General features: G+C 55.7%; 17 protein-coding genes and 1 pseudogene. 6 read left to right on the top strand and 12 right to left on the bottom strand.

Going from position 1 to position 21,301, the window contains the following annotated elements; genetic code table 11:
- On the bottom strand, positions 1-579 hold a 579-nt coding region (locus tag Q0K43_RS11405; protein WP_297290647.1), incomplete at its 3' end, for an IS256 family transposase.
- 570 nt (positions 580-1,149) lie between these two features.
- Between Q0K43_RS11405 and Q0K43_RS11410 the strand changes: the two genes are divergently transcribed.
- Both Q0K43_RS11410 and Q0K43_RS11415 read left to right on the top strand, forming a co-directional pair.
- Positions 1,150-1,608 (top strand): S-layer homology domain-containing protein, encoded by a 459-nt coding sequence (locus Q0K43_RS11410; RefSeq protein ID WP_297290648.1) that lies wholly within the window; start codon positions 1,150-1,152, stop codon positions 1,606-1,608.
- Positions 1,609-2,057: 449 nt separating this feature from the next.
- Complete coding sequence (locus Q0K43_RS11415) at positions 2,058-8,423, top strand: leucine-rich repeat protein (RefSeq protein WP_297290649.1); 6,366 nt, start codon at positions 2,058-2,060, stop codon at positions 8,421-8,423.
- 69 nt (positions 8,424-8,492) lie between these two features.
- Here Q0K43_RS11415 and Q0K43_RS11760 read toward each other — a convergent pair whose 3' ends face one another.
- The 10 genes and pseudogenes from Q0K43_RS11760 to Q0K43_RS11465 all read right to left on the bottom strand — a co-directional run bounded on the left by Q0K43_RS11760 (position 8,493) and on the right by Q0K43_RS11465 (position 13,708).
- On the bottom strand, positions 8,493-8,645 hold the full coding sequence (locus Q0K43_RS11760) for a hypothetical protein (protein ID WP_366086392.1): 153 nt from the start codon (positions 8,643-8,645) through the stop codon (positions 8,493-8,495).
- Between the two features lie 76 nt (positions 8,646-8,721).
- Positions 8,722-8,871, bottom strand: a pseudogene (rsgA, locus tag Q0K43_RS11425) (GTPase RsgA); the annotation flags it as partial.
- Positions 8,872-8,880: 9 nt separating this feature from the next.
- Positions 8,881-9,069, bottom strand: coding sequence for a hypothetical protein (locus Q0K43_RS11430; RefSeq protein WP_297290650.1), 189 nt, complete (start codon positions 9,067-9,069; stop codon positions 8,881-8,883).
- Positions 9,070-9,111: 42 nt separating this feature from the next.
- A complete protein-coding gene (locus tag Q0K43_RS11435) occupies positions 9,112-9,534 on the bottom strand; it encodes a dihydrofolate reductase family protein (protein ID WP_297290651.1) in 423 nt (140 codons plus the stop codon).
- A 4-nt stretch (positions 9,535-9,538) separates the two neighbouring features.
- Positions 9,539-9,790: a hypothetical protein gene (locus Q0K43_RS11440; RefSeq protein ID WP_297290652.1), complete on the bottom strand. Its 252-nt coding sequence runs from the start codon at positions 9,788-9,790 to the stop codon at positions 9,539-9,541.
- A gap of 38 nt (positions 9,791-9,828) precedes the next feature.
- On the bottom strand, positions 9,829-10,821 hold the full coding sequence (locus Q0K43_RS11445; RefSeq protein ID WP_366086398.1) for an alpha/beta hydrolase: 993 nt from the start codon (positions 10,819-10,821) through the stop codon (positions 9,829-9,831).
- Between the two features lie 153 nt (positions 10,822-10,974).
- Positions 10,975-11,325, bottom strand: a complete 351-nt coding sequence (locus Q0K43_RS11450; RefSeq protein ID WP_297290654.1) for a cyclophilin-like fold protein — start codon at positions 11,323-11,325, stop codon at positions 10,975-10,977.
- A gap of 457 nt (positions 11,326-11,782) precedes the next feature.
- Positions 11,783-12,643, bottom strand: coding sequence for a DUF3737 family protein (locus Q0K43_RS11455; protein ID WP_297290655.1), 861 nt, complete (start codon positions 12,641-12,643; stop codon positions 11,783-11,785).
- A gap of 27 nt (positions 12,644-12,670) precedes the next feature.
- Positions 12,671-12,928 carry a hypothetical protein gene (locus Q0K43_RS11460; RefSeq protein WP_297290656.1) on the bottom strand — a complete coding sequence of 86 codons (258 nt, stop codon included), beginning with the start codon at positions 12,926-12,928 and terminating at the stop codon, positions 12,671-12,673.
- 9 nt (positions 12,929-12,937) lie between these two features.
- A complete protein-coding gene (locus Q0K43_RS11465; RefSeq protein WP_297290657.1) occupies positions 12,938-13,708 on the bottom strand; it encodes an SDR family NAD(P)-dependent oxidoreductase in 771 nt (256 codons plus the stop codon).
- A gap of 154 nt (positions 13,709-13,862) precedes the next feature.
- Between Q0K43_RS11465 and Q0K43_RS11470 the strand changes: the two genes are divergently transcribed.
- From Q0K43_RS11470 to Q0K43_RS11485, 4 genes are all read left to right on the top strand, one after another.
- Positions 13,863-14,858: a LysR family transcriptional regulator gene (locus tag Q0K43_RS11470; RefSeq protein ID WP_297290658.1), complete on the top strand. Its 996-nt coding sequence runs from the start codon at positions 13,863-13,865 to the stop codon at positions 14,856-14,858.
- 207 nt (positions 14,859-15,065) lie between these two features.
- Complete coding sequence (locus Q0K43_RS11475; RefSeq protein WP_297290659.1) at positions 15,066-16,718, top strand: RNA polymerase sigma factor; 1,653 nt, start codon at positions 15,066-15,068, stop codon at positions 16,716-16,718.
- 156 nt (positions 16,719-16,874) lie between these two features.
- Positions 16,875-17,906: a hypothetical protein gene (locus Q0K43_RS11480; protein WP_297290660.1), complete on the top strand. Its 1,032-nt coding sequence runs from the start codon at positions 16,875-16,877 to the stop codon at positions 17,904-17,906.
- A gap of 40 nt (positions 17,907-17,946) precedes the next feature.
- On the top strand, positions 17,947-20,187 hold the full coding sequence (locus tag Q0K43_RS11485; protein WP_297290661.1) for a leucine-rich repeat protein: 2,241 nt from the start codon (positions 17,947-17,949) through the stop codon (positions 20,185-20,187).
- 232 nt (positions 20,188-20,419) lie between these two features.
- Here the strand turns inward: Q0K43_RS11485 and Q0K43_RS11490 are convergent, their stop codons facing one another.
- Positions 20,420-21,298: a rhomboid family intramembrane serine protease gene (locus Q0K43_RS11490; RefSeq protein ID WP_297290662.1), complete on the bottom strand. Its 879-nt coding sequence runs from the start codon at positions 21,296-21,298 to the stop codon at positions 20,420-20,422.
- Between the last annotated feature and the right edge of the window lie 3 nt (positions 21,299-21,301).

Here is a 21,301-nt window from a genome sequence, read left to right on the forward strand (position 1 = left end):
CTTCTTTACGATCTGCCCCTCGCTGCGGACATGGTAGTGGATGGCATCCAGAAATACCACCGCATAGATGGCCTCCAACGGCCGCTGCTGCCACTCTTTGGCAACAGGCAGGATCTTGTCCGTGATCCGGCTGACCGTGCTGTCCGAGACCGAAATACCGTAAATATCCTGAATATGGGTCTCAATATCTCCGGTGGTCATCCCCTTGGCATACATCGACAGGATCTTTTCCTCGATATCCTGGCTGATGCTGGTCTGGTTCTTTTTCAGCACCTGCGGCTCAAACTCGCCTTTCCGGTCCCGGGGCACGGATACTTCTACGTCGCCAAAGCTCGTACGCAGCGTCTTACTGCTGTGCCCATTGCGGCTGTTATCCGTGTCCTTATTTTTGTAGTCATACTTGCTGTAGCCCAGCTCGTCATCCAGTTCCGCCTCCAGGCCGTTCTCCATGAATTCGGCTATGGTCTCTTTAAATAAGCTCTGGATGTCTTCCATGCTGCCGATGTTCGCCATCTGCAGCAGTTCACGGATTTTCTCCCGCCGGGCCTTTTCTTCCGGCGTGCGATTCTTTCTGGCCATATGTATAACCTCCTGTGTGATGCTTCTATTCTACACCACTCAGGAGGTTTACACATAATTTGAAACAGCCTCTTCGCATCCGTAAGGTCGTCGGTTCGATCCCGATTAGGTCCACCAAAAAAGCCGTGAAATCATAGATTTCGCGGCCTTTTTGCAACTTTTGAGAGATGTTTGTGGGCCTGCAGCCCGAGCATTTCAGCGTAAAATGGCAAAAATGCTCACCGTCCGGTTCGCATCCTGATTTATTGTACACACAAAACTTGATTTGCTTTCTCCTCATGCCTGTGTTATCCTAAATATGGCTCCAGTTCACGCTGTTACAGCACTTGCGTGGACGGGACTATTTTCCCCCGTGGGTTCCAGAGTGTCCCACGGGGCTTTCTTTTTTTCGGGGAGATGTTTCCGACCTGCAAAACGAGTCATGCAGCGGCCAGACCCCGCAATAAACACGGGGTTGGGCCGGAAACCCCGTAATAAACACGGGGTTTTGAGCAAAATCACATCAGCATTTTCATAATTTTCTAACTTTTTTCGATTATTACGGGGTTGTTTTCGAAGATTACGGGGTTTTTGGAACTATTACGGGGTTGTGGAAATTATGACCCCGTGTTTATTACGGGATATTTGATTTATAATCTGGAAAAGAGACCTGGCGGTGGGGAAATATCCTTTACTGATGTAACTGACGGCCAGTGGTACACCGAGGCTGTTACTTGGGCTGCAAACAACGGGATTGTCTCTGGCTACGGAAATGATACCTTTGGTCCCAACGACGCGGTGACCCGTGAGCAGTTGGCAGTGATTCTGTATCGCTATGCGCAGTACAAGGGGTATAACACCACAATCAGTCAGGACCTGTCCGTCTTCGCTGACGGCAATTCTGCTTCTGGTTGGGCTGTAGAAGCTCTTGAGTGGGCAGTAAGCCAGGGTGTAATGGCTGGCAAGGGCGGCAATATATTAGATCCAATCGGTACGGCTACCCGTGCTGAGGTAGCTCAGATGTTCTTCAACTATCTAACATCCCTCTAATCCTACCGCCAATTTCAAATTTATAAGTTGGAATATGCTTAATCAGGAGGCACGACGGACTTCATGTCTCCTGGATCAATGCGGCGAGAAACCCAGTTTATGCACCAGGCGTAAACTGGGTTTCTCGCGTATAGATGCGTACGCAGCTTAGAAATTGGCTGTGTCAAGGATGTTTCGCAAATTGGTTTGCAGGCCCTGGCATGGATAAAGTCAACCAGCAATGGAGGTATCCTCCAGGTACTGCATGTTCCTGTACTTCTTGTTCCACCGTTGGGTGCCGGCCATGAAGATTGAGATTGAATGATATATTCTTTTAAAATAATCATGTTTTATGATATTAAAGTTTGAAAACGGCAGAAAAGCATGTATAATGAAGTTAGCCCTAACTCTCTTATGAAGCCCCATGCCAACCATGCCGGTAAAATATTCTTTTCATCAAGGAGGTTGCCATGAAACGTAGACTTCTTTCCGCATTACTTGCCCTATGTATGTGTCTGACCATGCTGCCGACCGCCGCATGGGCCGCAGACGAAGATGTCAAAAGTGGTGACTGGACGTATTCCCTCCAAAACGGACAGGCTACCATAAAAGGTTACAGTGGCAACGACACAGAAGTTGTAATTCCTGACACCATAGACAACTATCCTGTAACAAAAGTCTATACCCTTACAGAGAATAACGCTGGGGCACCGTTTACCTCAATTTCCGTTTCGGCTTCTGTAACAGAGTTCGAATTCTTGGCGTTCCAGAATATGCCGCAGCTGGAAACAGTCACTTTTGCTGAAGAATCCAAGCTGACAAAGTTTCCAATCGGCGCTTTTCAGAATTGCACCAGTCTGAAAAATGTGAATATCCCTGCCGGTGTGACGGTGCTGCCGGATCGGGCGTTCTATGGCTGCACCAGCTTGCAATCCATTTCCATTCCGGCTACGGTCACCCAGTTCAATGCGGAGACCTTCCAAGGTGCGTCAAGTCTGACCAACGTCCACTTTGAATCGGGGTCGCAGCTTACCAGCATTGGCTCCGGCGCCTTCAAAAACTGCACTTCGCTGAAAACCATTGAGATCCCCGATACGGTGTCTTCCTTCGGCGCTCAGGTTTTTGAGAATTGTTTTGCCCTGGAGTCGGTGCAACTGCCGGACAGTGCAGCCGCGCTGAGTACGCAGATGTTTTTGCTTTGTACGTCTCTGACTTCCATTGAACTGCCGGAAGGCCTGACCACGGTTGGAAAGCAGGCATTTAACGGCTGCTCGAATCTCTCCTCGGTCAGCTTTCCATCTACGCTGCGCACGATTGAAGACATGGCGTTTTTGGAAACTGCGCTGACCACGGTGCATATTCCCGACAACGTACAAAGCATCGGGAACAGTGCGTTCAACAATATCGGTACGCTGACCGACGTGTACCTGCCGAATTCCGCTTCCACTCCCACCATGGGGACAGGAACTTCTGCATATACCTTTTACAATGACATCACGCCTTCCGCGCTAACCATCCATGTCTATGCTGGTTCCGCCGGTGAAACGTGGGCCAAGGCGCAGCAAAACCAGTTAAAGTTCAATATTGCTTACCATGAGTGGGAGAAGATCACCATAAACCTGAACGATGAAGCCCATACGCCGGTGACAGGTTCATTTACTGTGCATTGGTTTGTGGACGGCGTATCGGCGGGCACCGGTACTTCCTGCACCATACCCGCTGAAGCAAAAACTTGTTCTTTCCTGATCGCGCTGGGCGCCGATCTGGCAAAAAAGTACTATCCGCCTGCAGAGCAATCCGTAACCCTTACCGGCGAAGAACAGACGATTTCCGTACAACTGAGCAAGATCATCTCCTTGCCCGTCTCCGGCAGCGTTGCAGACTCCAGCGGCAAGCCTGTCACTGGCGCCACCGTTACCTTCTATCCGGCCAGCGAGGATCGTGATACGGGCGTTAGTGTGTCAACAGGTAACGACGGTGTTTTTTCCGCCACCATTGACAATGTAGCGACTACTTATACCGTTTCGGCGGAAGGCTACCTTAGCCAGACCGGTACCGCCATCGCCACCGTACATGCTGGAGAAAGCCTTGACTTGGGTCGTATTATATTGAAACCACTGCCTGAGAGCCGGGTAAAGCTCACTCTGAAGCAGCGTTCCGCGGTCCCCGCTGGCGGCACACCTGCAGAGACACAGCTGTCCGACTACAGCGGACATACCTTCACCGTCACAAAGAACGGTGCGGCCGTGGAGAGCCGCCTGCAGGGAGAATACCTGTACTTCCCCTCGGACGTATCTGCCGGAGACAAACTCACCATTTCTTTGGATAACGGCCTTGACACGAAGGCCGTCACCCTGAACGACAACGGCTACGGCGAAGCCGTCCTTTCGTTCACTGAAAAAGGCGGGATCGAGGTCAGCCTCACCGGCGCCGGACCGGCTACTGTCTTGCTTTTTGACAACGAGAACGGCCTGATCGAAGATACCACTGCCGCCGGAACTTACCGGAGTCCGGCCTTGGACGACGGCAGCTATACGCTGATTCTTCTGCAGAAAAACGATCTGGTGCGCAGCGCCGACAGTCCGGCTACCCTTACCGCGCTGGGTCTGACTCCCGGAAGGGATTATGTACTGTTGGATGGCCTCCAAGTCCAGCGTGGCGTAGTGACAACGCAGTCTGTTCAGGTGCCGCAGTTTGATGAAAGCAGATTCTCATTTGTGGACAAGTCCGGCACTCAGGTTTCCATGGACGCCACCAGCGCGCCTGTAGGCAAGCTGATACTGCTCAATATCACTTACAAACTGCGGGATGGCGTCACCGGGGTGCAAAGTGTTCAGGTGACACTGCCGGACGGCATGACGATGCAGGGGGTGCCTGCAGTGGATGGCGTTGTTTCATCAAATTATACGAGCAGCGGAAACGCCGTCACCATTCCCGTCACCGGTGATAGCGGCACGATTCGTTTCTATGTGGCTGCAAGTGAAGCGGGAACCTACAGTCTCACACCTGTCTTGACGCTGCAAAGCGGCAGTCAGCCGATTGGAACCGTTACAACAGAGGCGGTGGCCGCCACTATTTCCGTGCCCAGCAAGACGAGCAACCAAAATGTCGGCGTATCCGGCACCGCACTGCCGAACAGTGTGGTCACGGTCTACGACAATGGCAAGGAAGCAGCTACCGCAACCGCCAATAGTGCCGGCAATTGGTATGCCTCGATTGCTCTGACCGCCCCGTCCGGGTACTCCTTTCACGAGATCTATGCCTTAGTTGCCAGCGGCGGCCCGGCCTACAAAACCGAACACGTGTCCTGCCTTTACTCCAAGGCTGCGGTGGACGTTTCCAAGGTCTATATGTATAACACGGTTTCCGGTGCTGAGCAGTGTTCCGTTTTCGATTATTCCAACCCAGGCAGGAGCAGTGCATATTATACGCTGGAGGAGCAGTCGTTCACGTTCAAAATTGAGTTTGCCGGGTCGGATACCGCCCGCCTGGAAAATGTACGCTTGAACGTCTTTACCCGCGATGGGGAAATGTACTCCTATGAAGCCACCAAGACGGCAGACGGCGTCTATGCTGCAGCCGTATCGGGCATTGTCCCGGTAAACGTGGGCGTCTCCTACGCCTGCAAGCCGCAGGAGGTCAATTACGATTACAACGGTTTGACAGATGATCAGTATGACGCTCAGGTGAAAGCCTATCTGGAACAAGACAAAGTGTCGGATCTCGTCGATTTGCTGGAGGTCAAGAGCGTTGAGGACGTAGATGAGCAGACGTTCCGCATCACTTACGGCGCCGCTGACAGTACGGAAGCGGACGAAACATGGTTCGACATAGACTTCTCCGTACTTCCCTATGAAGAGACTGCGGCAACGCTGCAGACGAAGAATTTCAAGCAGAACAGCGACAATACATACGAACTTGCGGTGATCAGCAACGAAACATTGGAATACACCTATGTGAACACTGAAGAGCAAACCGCCGTCTCTATTTCCCTGCCATGGGATATGACGCCGACGCCGGAAACCCGCTCTGAATTTTCCGTCCTTTCCCGGAGCAGTGCGGACGTCAGGCGGACGCTGGGTGTGAAGATGTTCTATGAATTGGCGGAAAAGGCCGGCCTTCCGTATTATTCGGAATTCGTGGCCATGCTGGATCTTAACGACCTGATTGCTTTCCTCGTCAAGCAGCGGATGGAGGTTTCAGATGAGATCAGCGCGCTGCTTGACATGCTTGACCAAGTCAGTGCCGCGACCTGTGAGGACGGCACACCCAAGATTTCCGAAGAAGATTACGAAGCGTGCCAGGCGGAAATCTATGGGATCTACAATGTGGAGCAGCAGGCTTATGATGGCCTCAATGCCGCGCTGGATCGCTATGGGCAGCGCATCGGCAATTCGCTGTTATTCTCCACAGCGACCTTGGGCATGGGAAAGCTGGTTGCGAAGGGGATCGCCCAATTGGGCAAAGTCCCCACGCATGGACTGATCGTTGCCGGTGAACAGCTGATCAATCCCGTCCTTACGGCAGCGCAGGTTCAGAAGCTGCAGCATTGGGCCAATATCGGGCCAGATGTTGCAGAAAAGCTTTACACCCATATCGACTCGGTGTTGGATGCCACCAGCGACAACCTCACAGGATATGCGCTGCCCGATGTTTCTCAGGGGGACGGGATCTGGGATTGGCTGGATATCTACAGCACGCCCTATTACAACGCCATCGTCAACCAGTATGAAACCATTCGGTATGCAAATATTGAGACCGCCCGCAACCATATCTACCAGAGCATCAATCCATGCACTGATGACCCGGAACCGGAACAGGAGAAATCACCCTGTCCGGATACAGTACCCATTGAGGACCCCTCTGGTCAGGTCTATGAGGCGGTGCCTTCCAACCTCCTCTCAGGCGTGACTGCGACCATCGTAACGAAGGACGGCGCCAATACAGAGAACTGGGAGGCAGCGGATTTTAATCAGGAGAACCCCCAAACCACCGGTGCGGACGGGAGCTTCTACTGGAATGTCCCGCAGGGTGAATATCAGGTAATCTTCTGTAAAGGCGGGTATCAAGATGCAGCTACTGACTGGCTGACAGTACCGCCACCCCACCTGGGCCTGATGATCCCCATGGTTTCCACGGAGTCTCCCGTTGTCAGCCAGGTCCAAGCGTATACCGATCGGGCCGAGGTGACGTTCAGTCAGTATATGGACATGGACAGCGTGGAAAAGGCCGTAACGCTGTCCATGGGTGCAGAGGAAATTCCTGTGACGGTGGAGCCGCTGGATGCCCAATATGCCGCTGATGGCCAGACGCAGTATGCGACCCGATTTGCACTTATACCGGCTTCGGGCAAATTAGAAGCGCCTGTGGTCATCCATATAAGCACAAGCGCGAAAAACTATCATCAAACCGCAATGGCCAGTAACTACACCTCCGATCCCCTTACTCCGGAGATTCGCCCCACCGGGTTGACAGCACCGTCCACTTTCGCAGTAGGGCTGAACCAAACCGACGTTTTAACCGTAACCCTTCAATCGGGGGCAGGCCGTGAACTGGTTGCTGAAAGCGGGTCGAGCCTCTTTAGCATTAAGCAAACGCAAGTTACAACAAATGCGCAAGGGGCCGCACAGTTCACGCTCACAGGCAACCTACCCGGCACCGCGCAGCTGCGCATCTTCGATCCGGTTTCCGGCCTGGAAGAAACCGTCCAGATCGAGGTAAAGACAGCGGTCATTCAGCCTGTGACGGTAAAACTGGCCGATGGTACGGAGCTTACTGCCGACACCGCCATTCCCAAAGGCTCCCGCATCACGCTCTCCACCGAAAGCGGCGCCCAGATCCGGTATACCCTTGATGGCACCTGTCCAAAACAGACCAACGCTTTGGTCTATCAGGATCCTATTGCCGTGACAGCGGATACAACACTCCGTGCGGTAGCGGTCAAAAACGGTGAATACAGCAATACCATTCGTATGGTGCTGACCGTGACAGATTCGGAGCCTTCTGATCCTTCCGGCTCCGGTGGCGGCGGCGCTGCGACCTACCCCGTCAGCACACCGTCCGGCGTACCCAACGGCACGATCTCGGTCAGCCCGAACAGCGCGGCCAAGGACGAAAAGGTCACCATCACGGTCAAGCCTGACGACGGCTATACGCTGGATACTTTGACCGTCACCGATGCCAATGGCAATGCGGTTTCTCTGACCAGGGTCAGCGACACCCAGTATACCTTCTCCATGCCTGCTTCCAAAGTTTCGGTCAAAGCCACCTTCAAGGCGGAGAGCAGCCCGCTGCCCTTCACCGATGTGGGTACCGGCGACTGGTTCTATGAGGCCGTGAAGTATGCCTATGACAACGGCATAATGAATGGGGCAGGCAATAACCTCTTTGCACCGACTGCCAACCTGACCCGGGGACAGATCTGCCAGGTTCTTTACAATCTGGAAGGTACACCCGCTGCCGGCAGCGGAGCCTTTACTGATGTGGCAGACGGCCAGTGGTATGCCGACGCAGTGAACTGGGCTGCGGCCAATGACATTGTTGACGGCTACGGCAATGGTAAATTTGGCCCCGAGGATGACATTACCCGAGAGCAGATGGCGCAGATTCTCTGCAACTACGCCGCGTTCAAGGACTGTGATGTCAGCGTACAGGGCGACCTTGCCACGTTCAACGATGGAGCCAAGACCTCCGACTGGGCGCTGTCCGCCATGAAGTGGGCCGTCGGCGCCGGTCTGCTCCAGGGGCATAACGGAAACCTCAATCCCACCGGTACGGCCACCCGTGCGGAGGTGGCACAGATTCTCATGAACTTCTGCGAGAACATCAAAAAATAAACCTACCACGTATCAAAGGGGGCGCTCCTGCATGGGAGCGCCCCCTTTTGATACCCTGAAATTACATTATTAACAACAGTGGCTCAGAATTTGAGGGAGCCTTTGCTCAAAGCAGCTGCCCCGGGGGCGGTACACATTCCAAAAGACCTCCCGGGTCAGGCGCTCCACGGCGGCATAATCTGCTGGGGACTCCAGGCGGATGATGATATTGTCCCGCTCCATACTTCTATCCTCCCCGCATCCCTCAGCCGGGATATTTGCCCTGCTTCTTCTTATTGTGTTCCTTGGCAAACCGCCGGGCCAGGCCCTCGATCTCCCCAAAGGTTTGGGAGAGGTCCGCGCTCTCCGCCCCCATCTCCCGCATACCGGGCGTGTCGATCACCACGCCGCCCACCGGGCATGGGAACATCTCCCGCCCGGTGGTGGTGTGCCGTCCCTTGTCTCCTTTCCCAATCCCCTAGGTGATATTCAGCGCCACCTTCCACCGCATCTCGTCGGTGATGTGAGTATCGGTGTTGAATATATGGCGCAAATCATGAAATCTTACTCTCTTGCACCCCGCCCGCTCCAGGATCACCTGAAATCGCTTACAAACATAGCTGGGGGCGATGGGCTGTTCCAGCTTGGTGCGGGAGGGGAACATCATTACAGGTAGTTCACACTGCCCCGATTGCGTTAGCGGGCCTCATTAGAAAACGGAATACCGAAGCCACACGGCACCGCTGTCAAATTTCTGGGCATCGATTAGGCCCAGAGGACTTATCGGGTGGGCCGCAGACAAGTTGTCGAACACCGCTGGCATACCGCCCCTGCCGTCGATGCCGGCGCCAATGAGGATGCTGACTTCGTCCAGCAAACCGGCGTTCAAAAAGCTGGTGTTGATGGCGGAGCCGCCTACGATGGCCATGCGCTTCACGCCGAACTCCGTCGCCAAGAGTTCCGCAGCACGAGCCAAGTCGATCCGCTCTTTTCCTGCGGCAATCCAGGAAATATTTCGATCGTCCAGATAGGTTAGATATTCCCGTGGTACCCGCTGGCTGGTAAGGATCAGCAGGGGCTTTTCCTCCTGTCCGGCATCCGCCCACAGGAGCTTGCCGTGAGTATCCGCCACCACCTCATAACCGGGGGCGTCGTTTTTTCTTGGAGAATGCTTCCTTGCCTAGCGGCGTGGAATCCTTGGCCTGGAAGTCCCCGGGCAGGGCCATCTCCAGTTCTGCCGTCACCCGGCCGGTAACCGTGGTTGGGACATTCAGTGCCTCCAGGGTTTGGTAGTACTCCTGTACCCCGGGCAATTGCTCTGTCATGGCACAGTCGATGCGGCCGTCCAAGGAGGTCATCATGTGGCAGACGATATAAGGTTTCTTCACGGTGTTTCTTCCTCCTTGTCAAATCAATCTTTGCCCGATCACTTCAGGTAGGTCTGGAAAAAGCCCTGGATCCTGTCAAACGGGATGACATCCAGATTGTCGTACAGGTCCGTGTGTACAGCGCCGGGAATGATGATCAGCTCCTTGTTCTCCGGGTTCGGATTCCCCTCCATCATGTTGGCATAGGCGTCCCGGCCCATGTAGCAGGAGTGGGCCTTCTCCCCGTGAATGACCAGTACGGCGGAGCGGATCTCGTTGCTATACTGGAGAATGGGCTGATTCAGGAAGGACAGGGTGCCGATGGTATTCCAGCCCTCGGTGGAGTTCAGGGAGCGGGCGTGATAGGCACGCCCCTTGTAGTATTCGCTGTAGTCCTTTACAAAGAAGGGGACATCCTGCGGGACGGGCAGAGGCAGACATCCTCCGGCCCGGCCATAGTCGCCGCTGCGGTATATGGCAGTTCGGGCGGCGCTGTAGGTCTTCCTCGCTTGGTGGCGGGCCTCCTCGCTGTAGGAAGCGTCAAAGTAACCCTTTGCGGCGATGCGGCTCATGTCGTACATAGTGGAAACCACTGTCGCTTTGATCCGGGTGTCGATGGCCGCAGTATTCAGGGCCAGACCGCCCCAACCGCAGATGCCCAGAATGCCGATACGCTCCGGGTCCACGTTGTCCTGAACGGAGAGGAAGTCCACTGAAGCCTGAAAGTCCTCGGTGTTGATGTCCGGAGAGGCGGTGTACCGAGGTTCGCCGCCGCTCTCTCCGGTATAAGAGGGGTCAAAGGCAATGGTGAGGAAGCCCCGTTCTGCAAGCGTCTGGGCATAGAGGCCGGAACACTGCTCCTTCACTGCCCCGAAGGGCCCGCAGACGGCCACAGCCGGTAGCCTACCCTGGGCGCCTTTGGGCGTGTACAAATCCGCCGCCAGGGTAATGCCGTAACGGTTGCTGAAAGTTACCTTTTGGTGATCCACACGGTCGCTTTTGGAAAAGGTCTTGTCCCATTCCCGGGTCAGACGGAGTTCTTCTGGTCTCAGCATATTTCATTACCTCCAGATTCAGATGACTTTTTCAATAAAATTTTAGGGTCTCGAAGACGCTCCTGCCGGAAATCCGGAAACGGCATAGGGACGGAGACATCAGGCGCACTTCTTCTCGCTGACGTTCACCACCGCAAGGGTATGACCGGTTCATCCTTCCAGGGAAAAGGTAACCGACACGTTCCCGTCACCCAAGGCCTCCGCCCAGCCAGTGAGATTGTCAATTCTTCCGAGACGGGTATAGCTCCAGGAGTTGGAGCCGTAGAAGAGGACAATTTGATTGCCCTGATAGAGTACGATGTCCCCCGCCTGCGTCGTGGTCTGACTGTTGCTGGTGGGCAGGCTGGCCCCCAGATCGCCCACCTTTTCAAATCCGGCATAGTCACTCATTTGGATGGTCACCGGCCCATTTTTCATCATCTCCACCAGGGCATCTACAGCGGCATTGTCCTCCAGAGTAGCGGTAAAGGTACTGGCTCCGACCTGCACATTCATCTTCATCTCTGTGATCTCCTCCTCACTCCCTACGCTCTCCCCTGCCGTATCTCCGGACAACGGCTCCTGAAGTTCTGGAGCCTCGCTTGGGGTTTCCTGTACCGGCGGCGCAGCCGGCTCACTGTCTGAGGTTATCGTCCCGTTTGCCGGATGAACAGATTCTTCCGGCTGTCCAGCCGATATGCCAGGCGTCTGCGGCGCCTCTGAAACGGCTTCTTCTCCGACGTCATCATCATTCATTTCCGGATCTGAACTTTCTGTCTGTACCGAATCTTCCTCCGGATGTGTTACTTCCACGGACTGCTCGGGGGGGCTGCTCTCCGAATCGCCGGAAGGGTACTCTGTCGCCTGCTGCCCACCGCTGCAGGCGGACAGCAGTACCAGGGACATCAGAAAACCAAGTAGAAGAAAAAACGGCTTTCTATACAACTTTATCACCGCCTCTGTTTTTCTGTGCATTCACTTATGAACAAGCTGGTTGGCTTTTGCCAGTCACCACAATCTCCCCGGTGGCCTCTGGGATGTCCCGGATGATCGTTCTAACCTCCGGCACGGTGATGCGGCTGCCAACCAAGGGGTTCTTGATGCTCACCACCGGGGTGATGACAGTGGCCTGCACCTTGCTGCGCTCAAAGGCCAAATCGCAGTCCACCATCCGGCAGTCAATGAGCTTCAGCCCATCGCAGTAACACAGAGGCTGGGTGCCGATGATGGTGCAGTGGTCAAAGGTCACGTTCTGGCAATACCAAGCCAGATACTCCCCTTTCACCACGCAGTCCCGCACTACCACGTTTTTTGCGTGCCAGAAGGCGTCTTTGGTATCAAAGGAACAGTGTTCAAACACAGAGTTCTCGATGTACTGGAAGGAGTACTTTCCCTGCAAGGTGACATTACGGAAGCGCAGTTCAAGCCCCCGCATCATGAAGTACCCACTTTGAGCGGCGCAGTCCTCCATGGTCACACGGCGGGAGTTCCAGCCAAACTCCGGGGAGACGATATCACAGTTCCGCACCACCGTATCGCTGCATTCCCGCAGGGCTTTGATTCCATGGAGCTTGGTGTTCTCGATGGTGATATGGTCAGAGTACCACAGGGCCGCCCGGCACTGATCCGTCAGCTCACAGTCCCGGATGGCGAGGCCGTGGTCGTGCCAGAAGGGATATCGCAGATTGAAAAAGCTTTGCTCTACTTGAATGCCGGCGCACTCCTTGAAGGCACTCTCCCCATCGGCAGGGCCGTCAAAGGAGCAGTTCCGTACCAACAGGTCATGGCTGCCGTACAGGGCACGCTCCTGGTCAAGGGTTTGATGTTCCATTCTCGTCATGATAAGTCCTCCAGTTTTCATGAGGTTTCAAGGTTCTCCGACGCGGCGCTTCTCCAGTTGATAGACCAGATAGTCCAGGCAGTCGATCCGCCGTTCCACCCGGTGCAGACAGTCCAGTAGCTGCCGCCGGTGGGCAGACAGCAGCCGCAGTTGCTCACGGTATTGGCCCGTGTGTTCCAGCGCCAGAAAACGTTCTGTCAATTTGGAATCGCAGCCTGCGTCCTTCAAATTGTCCAGCAGGGTCTGAGCTGTCAAAGGGACTACTAAAATGTTCTGTTGTTTCATGGCTTATGCTTACAGGAACGCACCATTGCACACCTGGATGACCTGGCCCCGAACAGCCTTGCCCATCTTACTGGCCAAGTACAGGCAAGCATAGGCCTGATCCATGGGGTCGCACTCAGGGCCTGGGAAATAGACAAAGTGGCCGCTGTATTTCAGCATCTCAGCACCGCCAGGCTGCTCCCCGGCTTTGTTGGCCAGATGCGCCGGAGTAACGGTAGCTCCGGGAGCCACGGCGTTGCAGCGGATATTGGTGTCGATGAGCCGCATGGCTACATTTTTGGTTAGCGTGTTCAGTGCCCCCTTGGTGGAGGTATAGGTTGCTCCGCAGAAGGGGCGGGTGCCGTTTACCGAGGAGATGTTGATAATCACGCCGTCGTTTTTGGGCAGAAAGATCTTCAGGGCCTCTCGGATGTACCGCATGGGGCCGCCCAAATTGGTGTTCATTACATACATCATCCAGTCGTCGTCAGTTTCATCAATCATCTTCTGTTCCCCAATGCCGGCGTTATTGATGAGGATGTCCACGTCACCAAACTCCTTCAGGGCAGTCTCAAAGACCTTTTGGGTGTCCCCGGTGGAACACACATCGGCCACGACCCCCACGGCTTTTCCGCCCTTGGCACGGATACTGTCCACCACTTCATTGAGTTGCTGGGCGTGGCGGGCGGTGATGACCACCGCCGCTCCTTCTTCGGCAAAGAGTTCCGCCATGGTTCGGCCCATGCCGTAGCTGGCCCCAGTGATGATGGCGACTTGATCCTTCAGCATCTGTTGTTCCATGTTCAAGACTCCTTTTCTGAATGACTGATCCGCCTTCTTTTGTCTATAGTGTAGGGCCAATGGTCAAAGATGGCAAATACTTATATATGATACAATTCCATAATTGACAATTATGGAATCAGACGATATACTGTCGCCGAAGGAGTGATGGTCCATGGAACTGCGCACCTTGCACTATTTTCTTACGGTAGCCCGGGAACAGAGTATCTCTGCGGCAGCAGAGTCCCTGCACATTTCCCAGCCCGCTCTGTCCACCCAGTTAAAGGGGATGGAGGAGGAACTGGGGAAACAGCTGCTGATCCGTGGGACCAAAGGCTCCAGAAAAGTCCTACTCACAGAGGAGGGTATGATTTTGCGCCGTCGAGCGGAGGAGATCCTCTCCCTAGTTCAAAAAGCAGAGGAGGAGATCACCCATTCCGACGAGACCATTGTGGGTGATGTGGTGATCGGCGCCGGGGAGACCGACAGTATTCGTCTGCTTGCCCAGGCCGCAAAGGGCTTGCAAATGCAATATCCAGATATTCACTATCACATCTCCAGTGGCAATGCAGAGTATGTGTTGGAATACCTGGATAAGGGCTTGATCGATTTTGGCATGCTGTTCCGAGAACCTGACCTGAAGAAATATGAGTGGCTGACCCTGCCCACGGGGGATGTCTGGGGCGTGCTGATGCGCCGGGACGCCCCGCTGGCCCGAAAGGCGGCTGTCTGCCCGGAAGACCTTTGGGATCTGCCGCTGATCATCTCCCATCAGAAGGGGGACGACCACCTCCTGGCCCAGTGGATAGGGCGGGAAATCACCGAGCTGAATGTGGTGGCCACCTATAATCTGGTGTTCAACGCCTCCCTCTTGGTAGACGAGGGACTGGGCTATGCTTTGTGCTTTGATAAGCTGATCCATACAGAGGGAACCGGTCTGTGCTTCCGTCCGCTCACTCCACGGCTGGAGGCGCCGGGCTATATTGTCTGGAAAAAATACCAGGTCTTTTCCAAGGCGGCAGGACGTTTCCTTCAAGCTGTGCGGGAGATGATCGCCAGAGATCCAAAAGATCCGCCTTCTCGCGAGGATGGTGGCCCCCTCCATGCGGGAGACTGGGCCGTGCCTTCTTGTGATACCCATAAATCAGAGTTATACCAAAAACCAGAATGACTTAATGAGGCATAAGGATGTGACAACAGTTTTCTGCGTGAAATAAAACCCGCAACCTCTTTTTTGTGACAAATGAATAGGCACAGAAAAGGAGGTGTGCTGTATTGCTTTTATTTGAATGGATTCGGGACTGTCTGCGGTGGAAATCTACCCGAACTGCCCCCGACTGCCGGCAACAGGTCGAAACAATTATTAAGGAGAATGCGCATGGAAAAAACAGAGATTCCAAAGCTGCTGCAAAAAGCACGAGCGGGAAATGAAACAGCCATGACCCAGCTTCTGGAACTGGCCCACGGCTCGGTCATTTTCCAGTGCCGGAAAATCATGCAGCACCCGGAGGATGCTGCCGACATGACCCAGGAGGTACTTCTACAGATCTATCAGAATCTGGATAAACTTCAATATCCAGAGAAATTTCTCAGCTGGGCCAACCGCATCGCCGCTCATATGTGTCTCAACCAGCGGCAGCGCCATCCCAAGGATCTGCAGTTCCTGGAGGATGAGAACGGCCACAGCGTTCTGGACGAAATCGAGGACGCCGACCGGCAGCACATCCCCGACGCTGCCATGGATAACGCAGAGACAAAGCGGCTGGTAACGGACCTCATCGACGCTCTGCCGGAGGCTCAGCGGACCGCCATCTATCTCTATTACTATTCCGAGATGAGCGTCCGCGAGATTGCCGCCTTGACAGGCGTGTCGGAAAACACAGTGAAGAGCCGTCTCAACTACGGACGCAAAGCCCTCAAGGACGGGTTCCTCGGCTATGAGAAAGACGGCATCAAGCTCTACAGCCTGTCTCCCCTGCCTTTCCTGCTGCTTCTGCTCCGCGGCGCCGCCGAGTCCCAGGCCGATCCGGCCGCCGCATCGGCGGCGGCCAAAGCCGTTCTCACCAGCGGTGCGGTGGCAGCCACAGGCGCTGCCGGAGCATCCGGTACTACAGCGGGCAGCGCCGCTGCCGCTGAGACTACCGCAGCTTCCGCCGCTGCCGGTACTTCCGCTGCTGCCGCCGCCGGAGCCGGCGGAATCCTCGGAGCTGTCAGCGCCAAGGTGGTGGCTGCGGTTCTGGCCGGTGTGGTGGCCGTGGGCGGCATTACGGCCGGCGTGACCGGCTGGGTCAGCCGCACGGAAACAGAGACGACGCCGACCCAAGGCGTGACCGAGACCATACCGGCGGAGCCGGAAGATCCCAACGGGCCAGTCCCCATAGCCTCCTACACCACACGGCGCACCACAGTTCTGGCGGTGGAGGAAATCGGCTTCATTGGCATCGAGTTAGAGACTCCGTTATTTGAAGAGGTCAACGAAGGCTACCGCAAGATCAATGCGTACTTGGACACCATCCACACTTCGTTTACCCCCCAGGACAATTCCAATGTGGCGGCCATGCTTTCCCTCTATGAGTCCGGCAGCGAGGAGGCAGAATATATTGCCAAGTATGCCGTCGTCTATCAGGACGAGTATTACGTCAGCCTTCGCTTGACTGAGTCTATCTGGCCTTTGGAAACCTTCCCCATGAGTACCCGGGCCTGCTTCACATTTGACGTGCGGACCGGCGAACTGCTGGAATTGACGGATCTGTATGAGGGCAGCCCGGAGGAAGTCGCTGAGCAGATCGCCCAGGTAATCCAAGATTACGGATATGGCCGCTATCTGAACAACGATACCTATCCCACGGCCAGTGACGGGTTTATTCTGGCGGCCAGCGACGCGGAAGAAGATCGGTATTACAGCCAGTTGGCCCAAAAGAAGGGGCAGCCGTTATACTATTGGCATCTGTCAGATTCCATAGACGATGTCTGCATCCCGCTGCCGGTGACCTTGCCCGAGTTTGCTGGCAACGAAAATCCGGCAGAATAAGCTGCTCTTCCGTCTGTTCGGCAAAGGCACGGCCGGAGATCGGCTAAGCCGCAAAAAAATTTGAAAAAATTTTTTGAAATTTTAAAACCTCCTCCTTCGATTCTGTGACAAAGAAGCAAAGGCAAAAAAGCCTGCAGAATTGAAGGAGGATTTTTTATGAAAAAGCAGCCGACCAAACTGATGTCTCTGGGCTTGGCCCTGACCCTGGCCCTGGGCCTGACCGCCTGCGGCGGCGACACGGCAGAAGCTCCCAACGCAACCCACGATCCGGCGTCCGTCACTGGCCAGGCGGCCATCGGCATCACCCTCAGCGATTGGCTGGGCGGCGGCGAGGCCATCTGGTATATAACAGAAACTCCTGTGAGCCAGTTGGGTAAGGACACGGAGGTGGAGACGCTTCTGCTGCTGGAGCCAGACGGCACGGCCTATGCCGGCAGCGCCGACGGCCTGACTCTGGGGGACTTCGCCCAGATGGACGAGGCCGACATTGCCCAGCTGGCCCGGGAGGCCTATGCCAAGGAGGCGCGCGCGAAGCTGCTGCGCGGCTTTGCCGACGCATCGGACGAGGACCGTATGCGGATGCTGGATTCGGAGCTGTTTGAATACTCGCTCCCGGGGTACGTCGACGGCGACATCTGGGCGGAGGAAATCCTCAACAGCAGTGGTCTGCCGGAGGCGCTGGACGAGCCGCTGCGGCGCTACCTGGAGGTGTTCCAGTCGTACACCGGGGACCGGCAAGTCCTGCAAGAAGTGATATCCGGTCTGTGCAACGGGGATAGCGAGGCATTGTCCTATGCTTCGGAAACCGGCTCCGAGGGCGGCGAAGCCATCACGGCTGTTGTGGAGCAGGCCTACGCCATCCAGGATGAAATCGCCGAAGTTCTCTCCGCCGAGCCCCAGCCGGGCCGCTGGGCCCTGGGCCTCAACACCGATCAGACCGGCAACAGCGCCGAGAGCGTGACCTTTGCCTGGTGCGTCTATCGCCCGGATGCCACAGAAATCAGCAGCGTCACCTGCTACGCCTCCAGCGGCGAGGGCAAGAGCGTATATGATGTCCTCTACGGCGGCGTGGACCTGAATGGCGGCGGCGCCCTGGTGACCCGGGTGGACAGCTCCTACAATGTGGTTCTGGAGGACACGGACAGCGGCCTGCCTCTGGACGCAGAGCCCCAGGAACTCTTCTCTTGATGCAGTGGTTTCACATCATAAAAAAGAAGGAGAGAATTTCATGAAACTGTGGAAAAAAAGCATCACCGCCCTGCTCCTGTGCCTGACCCTCTTGGCCGGACTGACCACGGGCGCGGCAGCCATGGCTCCGGTGGGATCTGTAGCCAACGGCGCGACCCATCTGCGCACGTCCTATCACGACAGCAACTATCTTGATCTTACCATCTCCGGCAATACCCTGACGGTCAGCGGCAGGCTTTTGGCTGAGGACCTGCAGCAGATTCAGGTGGAGGTAGGTAGCGCATCCCAAACCGTAAATACTGGCGAGGGGCAACTGTTTTCTGTACAGCTGCCCCTGACCCACAGCGGCTCTGTACCGGTGGAGGTGTATACGAGACAGTCCGGCAGCACCAGATGGGAGGGTCTGACCTGGCACAGCATCTACATTCAAAAGCATTCCGGCGGCTACGCGCTGATGGAATCCCAGGTGCTTTCCAACAACCAAGCCTTTGCCGCCAGCGCCATCGATCCCCAGGATGCCTTCCGCATCCAGGTCCCCGACACCGTGGCGGCCAAGTCCGATGAGATTGTCGGTAATGAGACTGACGACTACACCAAGGTGTTTCTGCTCTATCAGTGGGTGGCGGAAAACATCTACTACGACTATGACGCCTACTACAATCCCGACCTGCGAACCATCAATACGGCCACGGTGCTGGACCAGCGCCGGGGCGTCTGCGCCGGCTACGCCGCGCTGCTGCGGGATCTGATCCTGGCCCAGGGGATTCCCGCCATCTACTGCTCCAACCTGAGTCTCAACAACAGTTCTTACGCCCTGACCGCCTCCGGCGGTGAAGGCCATGCCCACACGGAGGTCTATGTGGACGGACGGTGGATCGTCATGGACGCCACCTGGGACTCCAACAATGAGTATCGCGGCGGCACCTACACCGCCAAGGCTCCCAACGGTTTCTACTATTTTGACATCACGCCGGAAGCCTTTGCCCTGGACCACAAGACCACATCCCGGGATCAGAAGGACTATGTGGTTGCCGACGACGGCTTCGGCTACTCCACCGACGGCAAGACGATCCTCTCCTACGACGGCCCCGGCGGCGACGTGGTGATCCCCGAAGGTGTCACTGCCATTGCCGATTACGCGTTTCTGAGCAACGGAACCATCACCAGCCTGACAGTGCCCGGCAGCGTCCGTTCCATAGGACGCTCCGCCTTTGAAGGGTGTTACAGTCTGACCTTCGTCACCCTGAGCGACGGCCTGACCTCCATCGGGGAGAGCGCCTTTTCCCGCTGCTGGAAACTCACCGACCTGCGCCTGCCGGCGGGCAGCGTGACCATCGGGGACTTCGCCTTCTCCGGCAGCGCCATCACCAGCCTAACCATCAGCGGCGACACGCAGCTGGGCGAGGCTGTGTTTAACGACTGTGAGAATCTCCGCAGCGTCGTTTTTGAGTCCGGCGCCACCAGCATTCCCTATGACACCTTCAACAACTGCTGGAGCATTGCCGCGTTGGAACTTCCCGCCACGGTGACAACCATCACTGAACGGGCCTTTGTCAACTGCAGCGGCCTCAAAAACGTGTACTTCGGCGGCAGCCAGAGCCAGTGGGAGGCCATCTCGGTGGGCGCGAGAAACGATGCCCTGACCAATGCGAGCATTCATTTCAACAGCACCATGTCCTATCAACCGGAGGAGCCGGTCCAGCCTGTGCAGCCGGAAGAACCAGAAGAACCGGTGAAGTCCGAGGAACCTGCCCAGGAGACCGGCCTTACGTTCCGGGATGTGCCGGCGGACAGCTGGTATACTGAGGCTGTCGCCTGGGCGTTGGATCGGGAAATCACCACCGGCACCTCCAAAACTACCTTCTCCCCAAACCAGCTCTGCACCCGTGCCGAGATCATCACCTTCCTCTGGCGGGCCCTGGATTGCCCTATGGTCGAAGGCGAAATGCCCTTCCGTGATGTAAACGAGGACGTCTATTACGGCGAGGCGGTTCGGTGGGCGGGCATCATGGGCGTTACCGACGGAACGCGATTGGAGCCCAGCCGTCCGTGTACCCGGGCGGAGGTCGTGGAATACCTGTGGCGCGCCCTGGGCAGCCCGGATGCCGATGTCAAGACGAACTTCACCGACGTACCCGGCGGCGCGACGTATGCAACAGCCGTAGCCTGGGCCGTGGAACAAGGCATCACCAACGGCACCAGTAAAACCACCTTCTCCCCCAACACAACCTGCACCCGGGCCCAGATTGTTACCCTCCTTTGCCGGGCGCTCAACAACTGAGAAAAACCCGGGCCTGCGCTGTGAACAGGTCCAGTAAAACGGGCAGTGATAAAATACCCCCTGATGCAGGAAAACAGACTGCATCAGGGGGTATTTCATCACGGTTCGATTTTCTGGTTCAGTTCATGACCAGGGGACTGCCTATTGCTCAAAAACTGGTAGACCCGCAGCGCGGGTATTGCCATCTGCCGATACAAAATCACGCCGCGCACACCAGTCCCTTGGGACGCCTTCACTCAATGTGAACGTGGTTATGAATGTGTTCTGAGCAGTAGCAGTAATATCCGTTGCACTTGGAGCAGTAACGGAACTCCTCATTGGGGTAGTCGGTGTCGGTCTTGCCGCAGACAGCGCACTTGTGGATATAACCGCGGGTCTGCTGGGCCTGGCGGGTAGCCTGTTTAAAATTGACGGTCTGTTTGGATCGCTGATGTTTGGTGGTACCCATGATCCCCCGGAAGAAGGCGGCAATATCCGACCAGAAAAACAGGGCGTAGTTGATCCAGGAAGCCAGCAGCGCGGGGAGAAGCAGCGGCAGGAGCAGAGCCAGAAAAGCCCGGTTCAGACTTACGATGTCCCACACTTGCAGGAACACATAGAACAGCGCCAGCCATTTGGCCTTCACCGGCAGCACAAAGTACAGCCGCAGCTGGGCGTCCGGATAGAGGGTGGCAAAGGCCAAAAACAGGGTGGAATGGACAGAGGACAGAGTGATCATATAGCTTCCGGAAAGGGGGCTCCAGAAATAGCTGACAATACTGGCCAGGAAGGTCAGCACCGCGCCCACCAGGTAAAAGAGGGTAAACTTGGCGCTTCCCCACTGGGCCTCCATCGTGTTGCCCAAAAAGTAGTAAAAGAACAAGGAGATAATAAACCAGAAGGGCTTTGAGGCATCCGGAACAAAGATAAATGTGACCAGCCGCCACAATTCCAGATCCAGCAAACTGCCGAAACTCAGGCCCAGCAGGGCGGTGGCCCGGCCGCCGGAATAGATGTCCAACAGATAGATGACCACATTGCCAATTAGAATATAGTTGATAAGATGGGGAATGCCGAAACGGGGATGGTTGTACGCAAAGCGGTCCAACCATGTATCAATGGATCTTCTCAAACA

The sequence above is a fragment of the uncultured Flavonifractor sp. genome, from assembly GCF_944383115.1.
Classification (GTDB): domain Bacteria; phylum Bacillota; class Clostridia; order Oscillospirales; family Oscillospiraceae; genus Flavonifractor.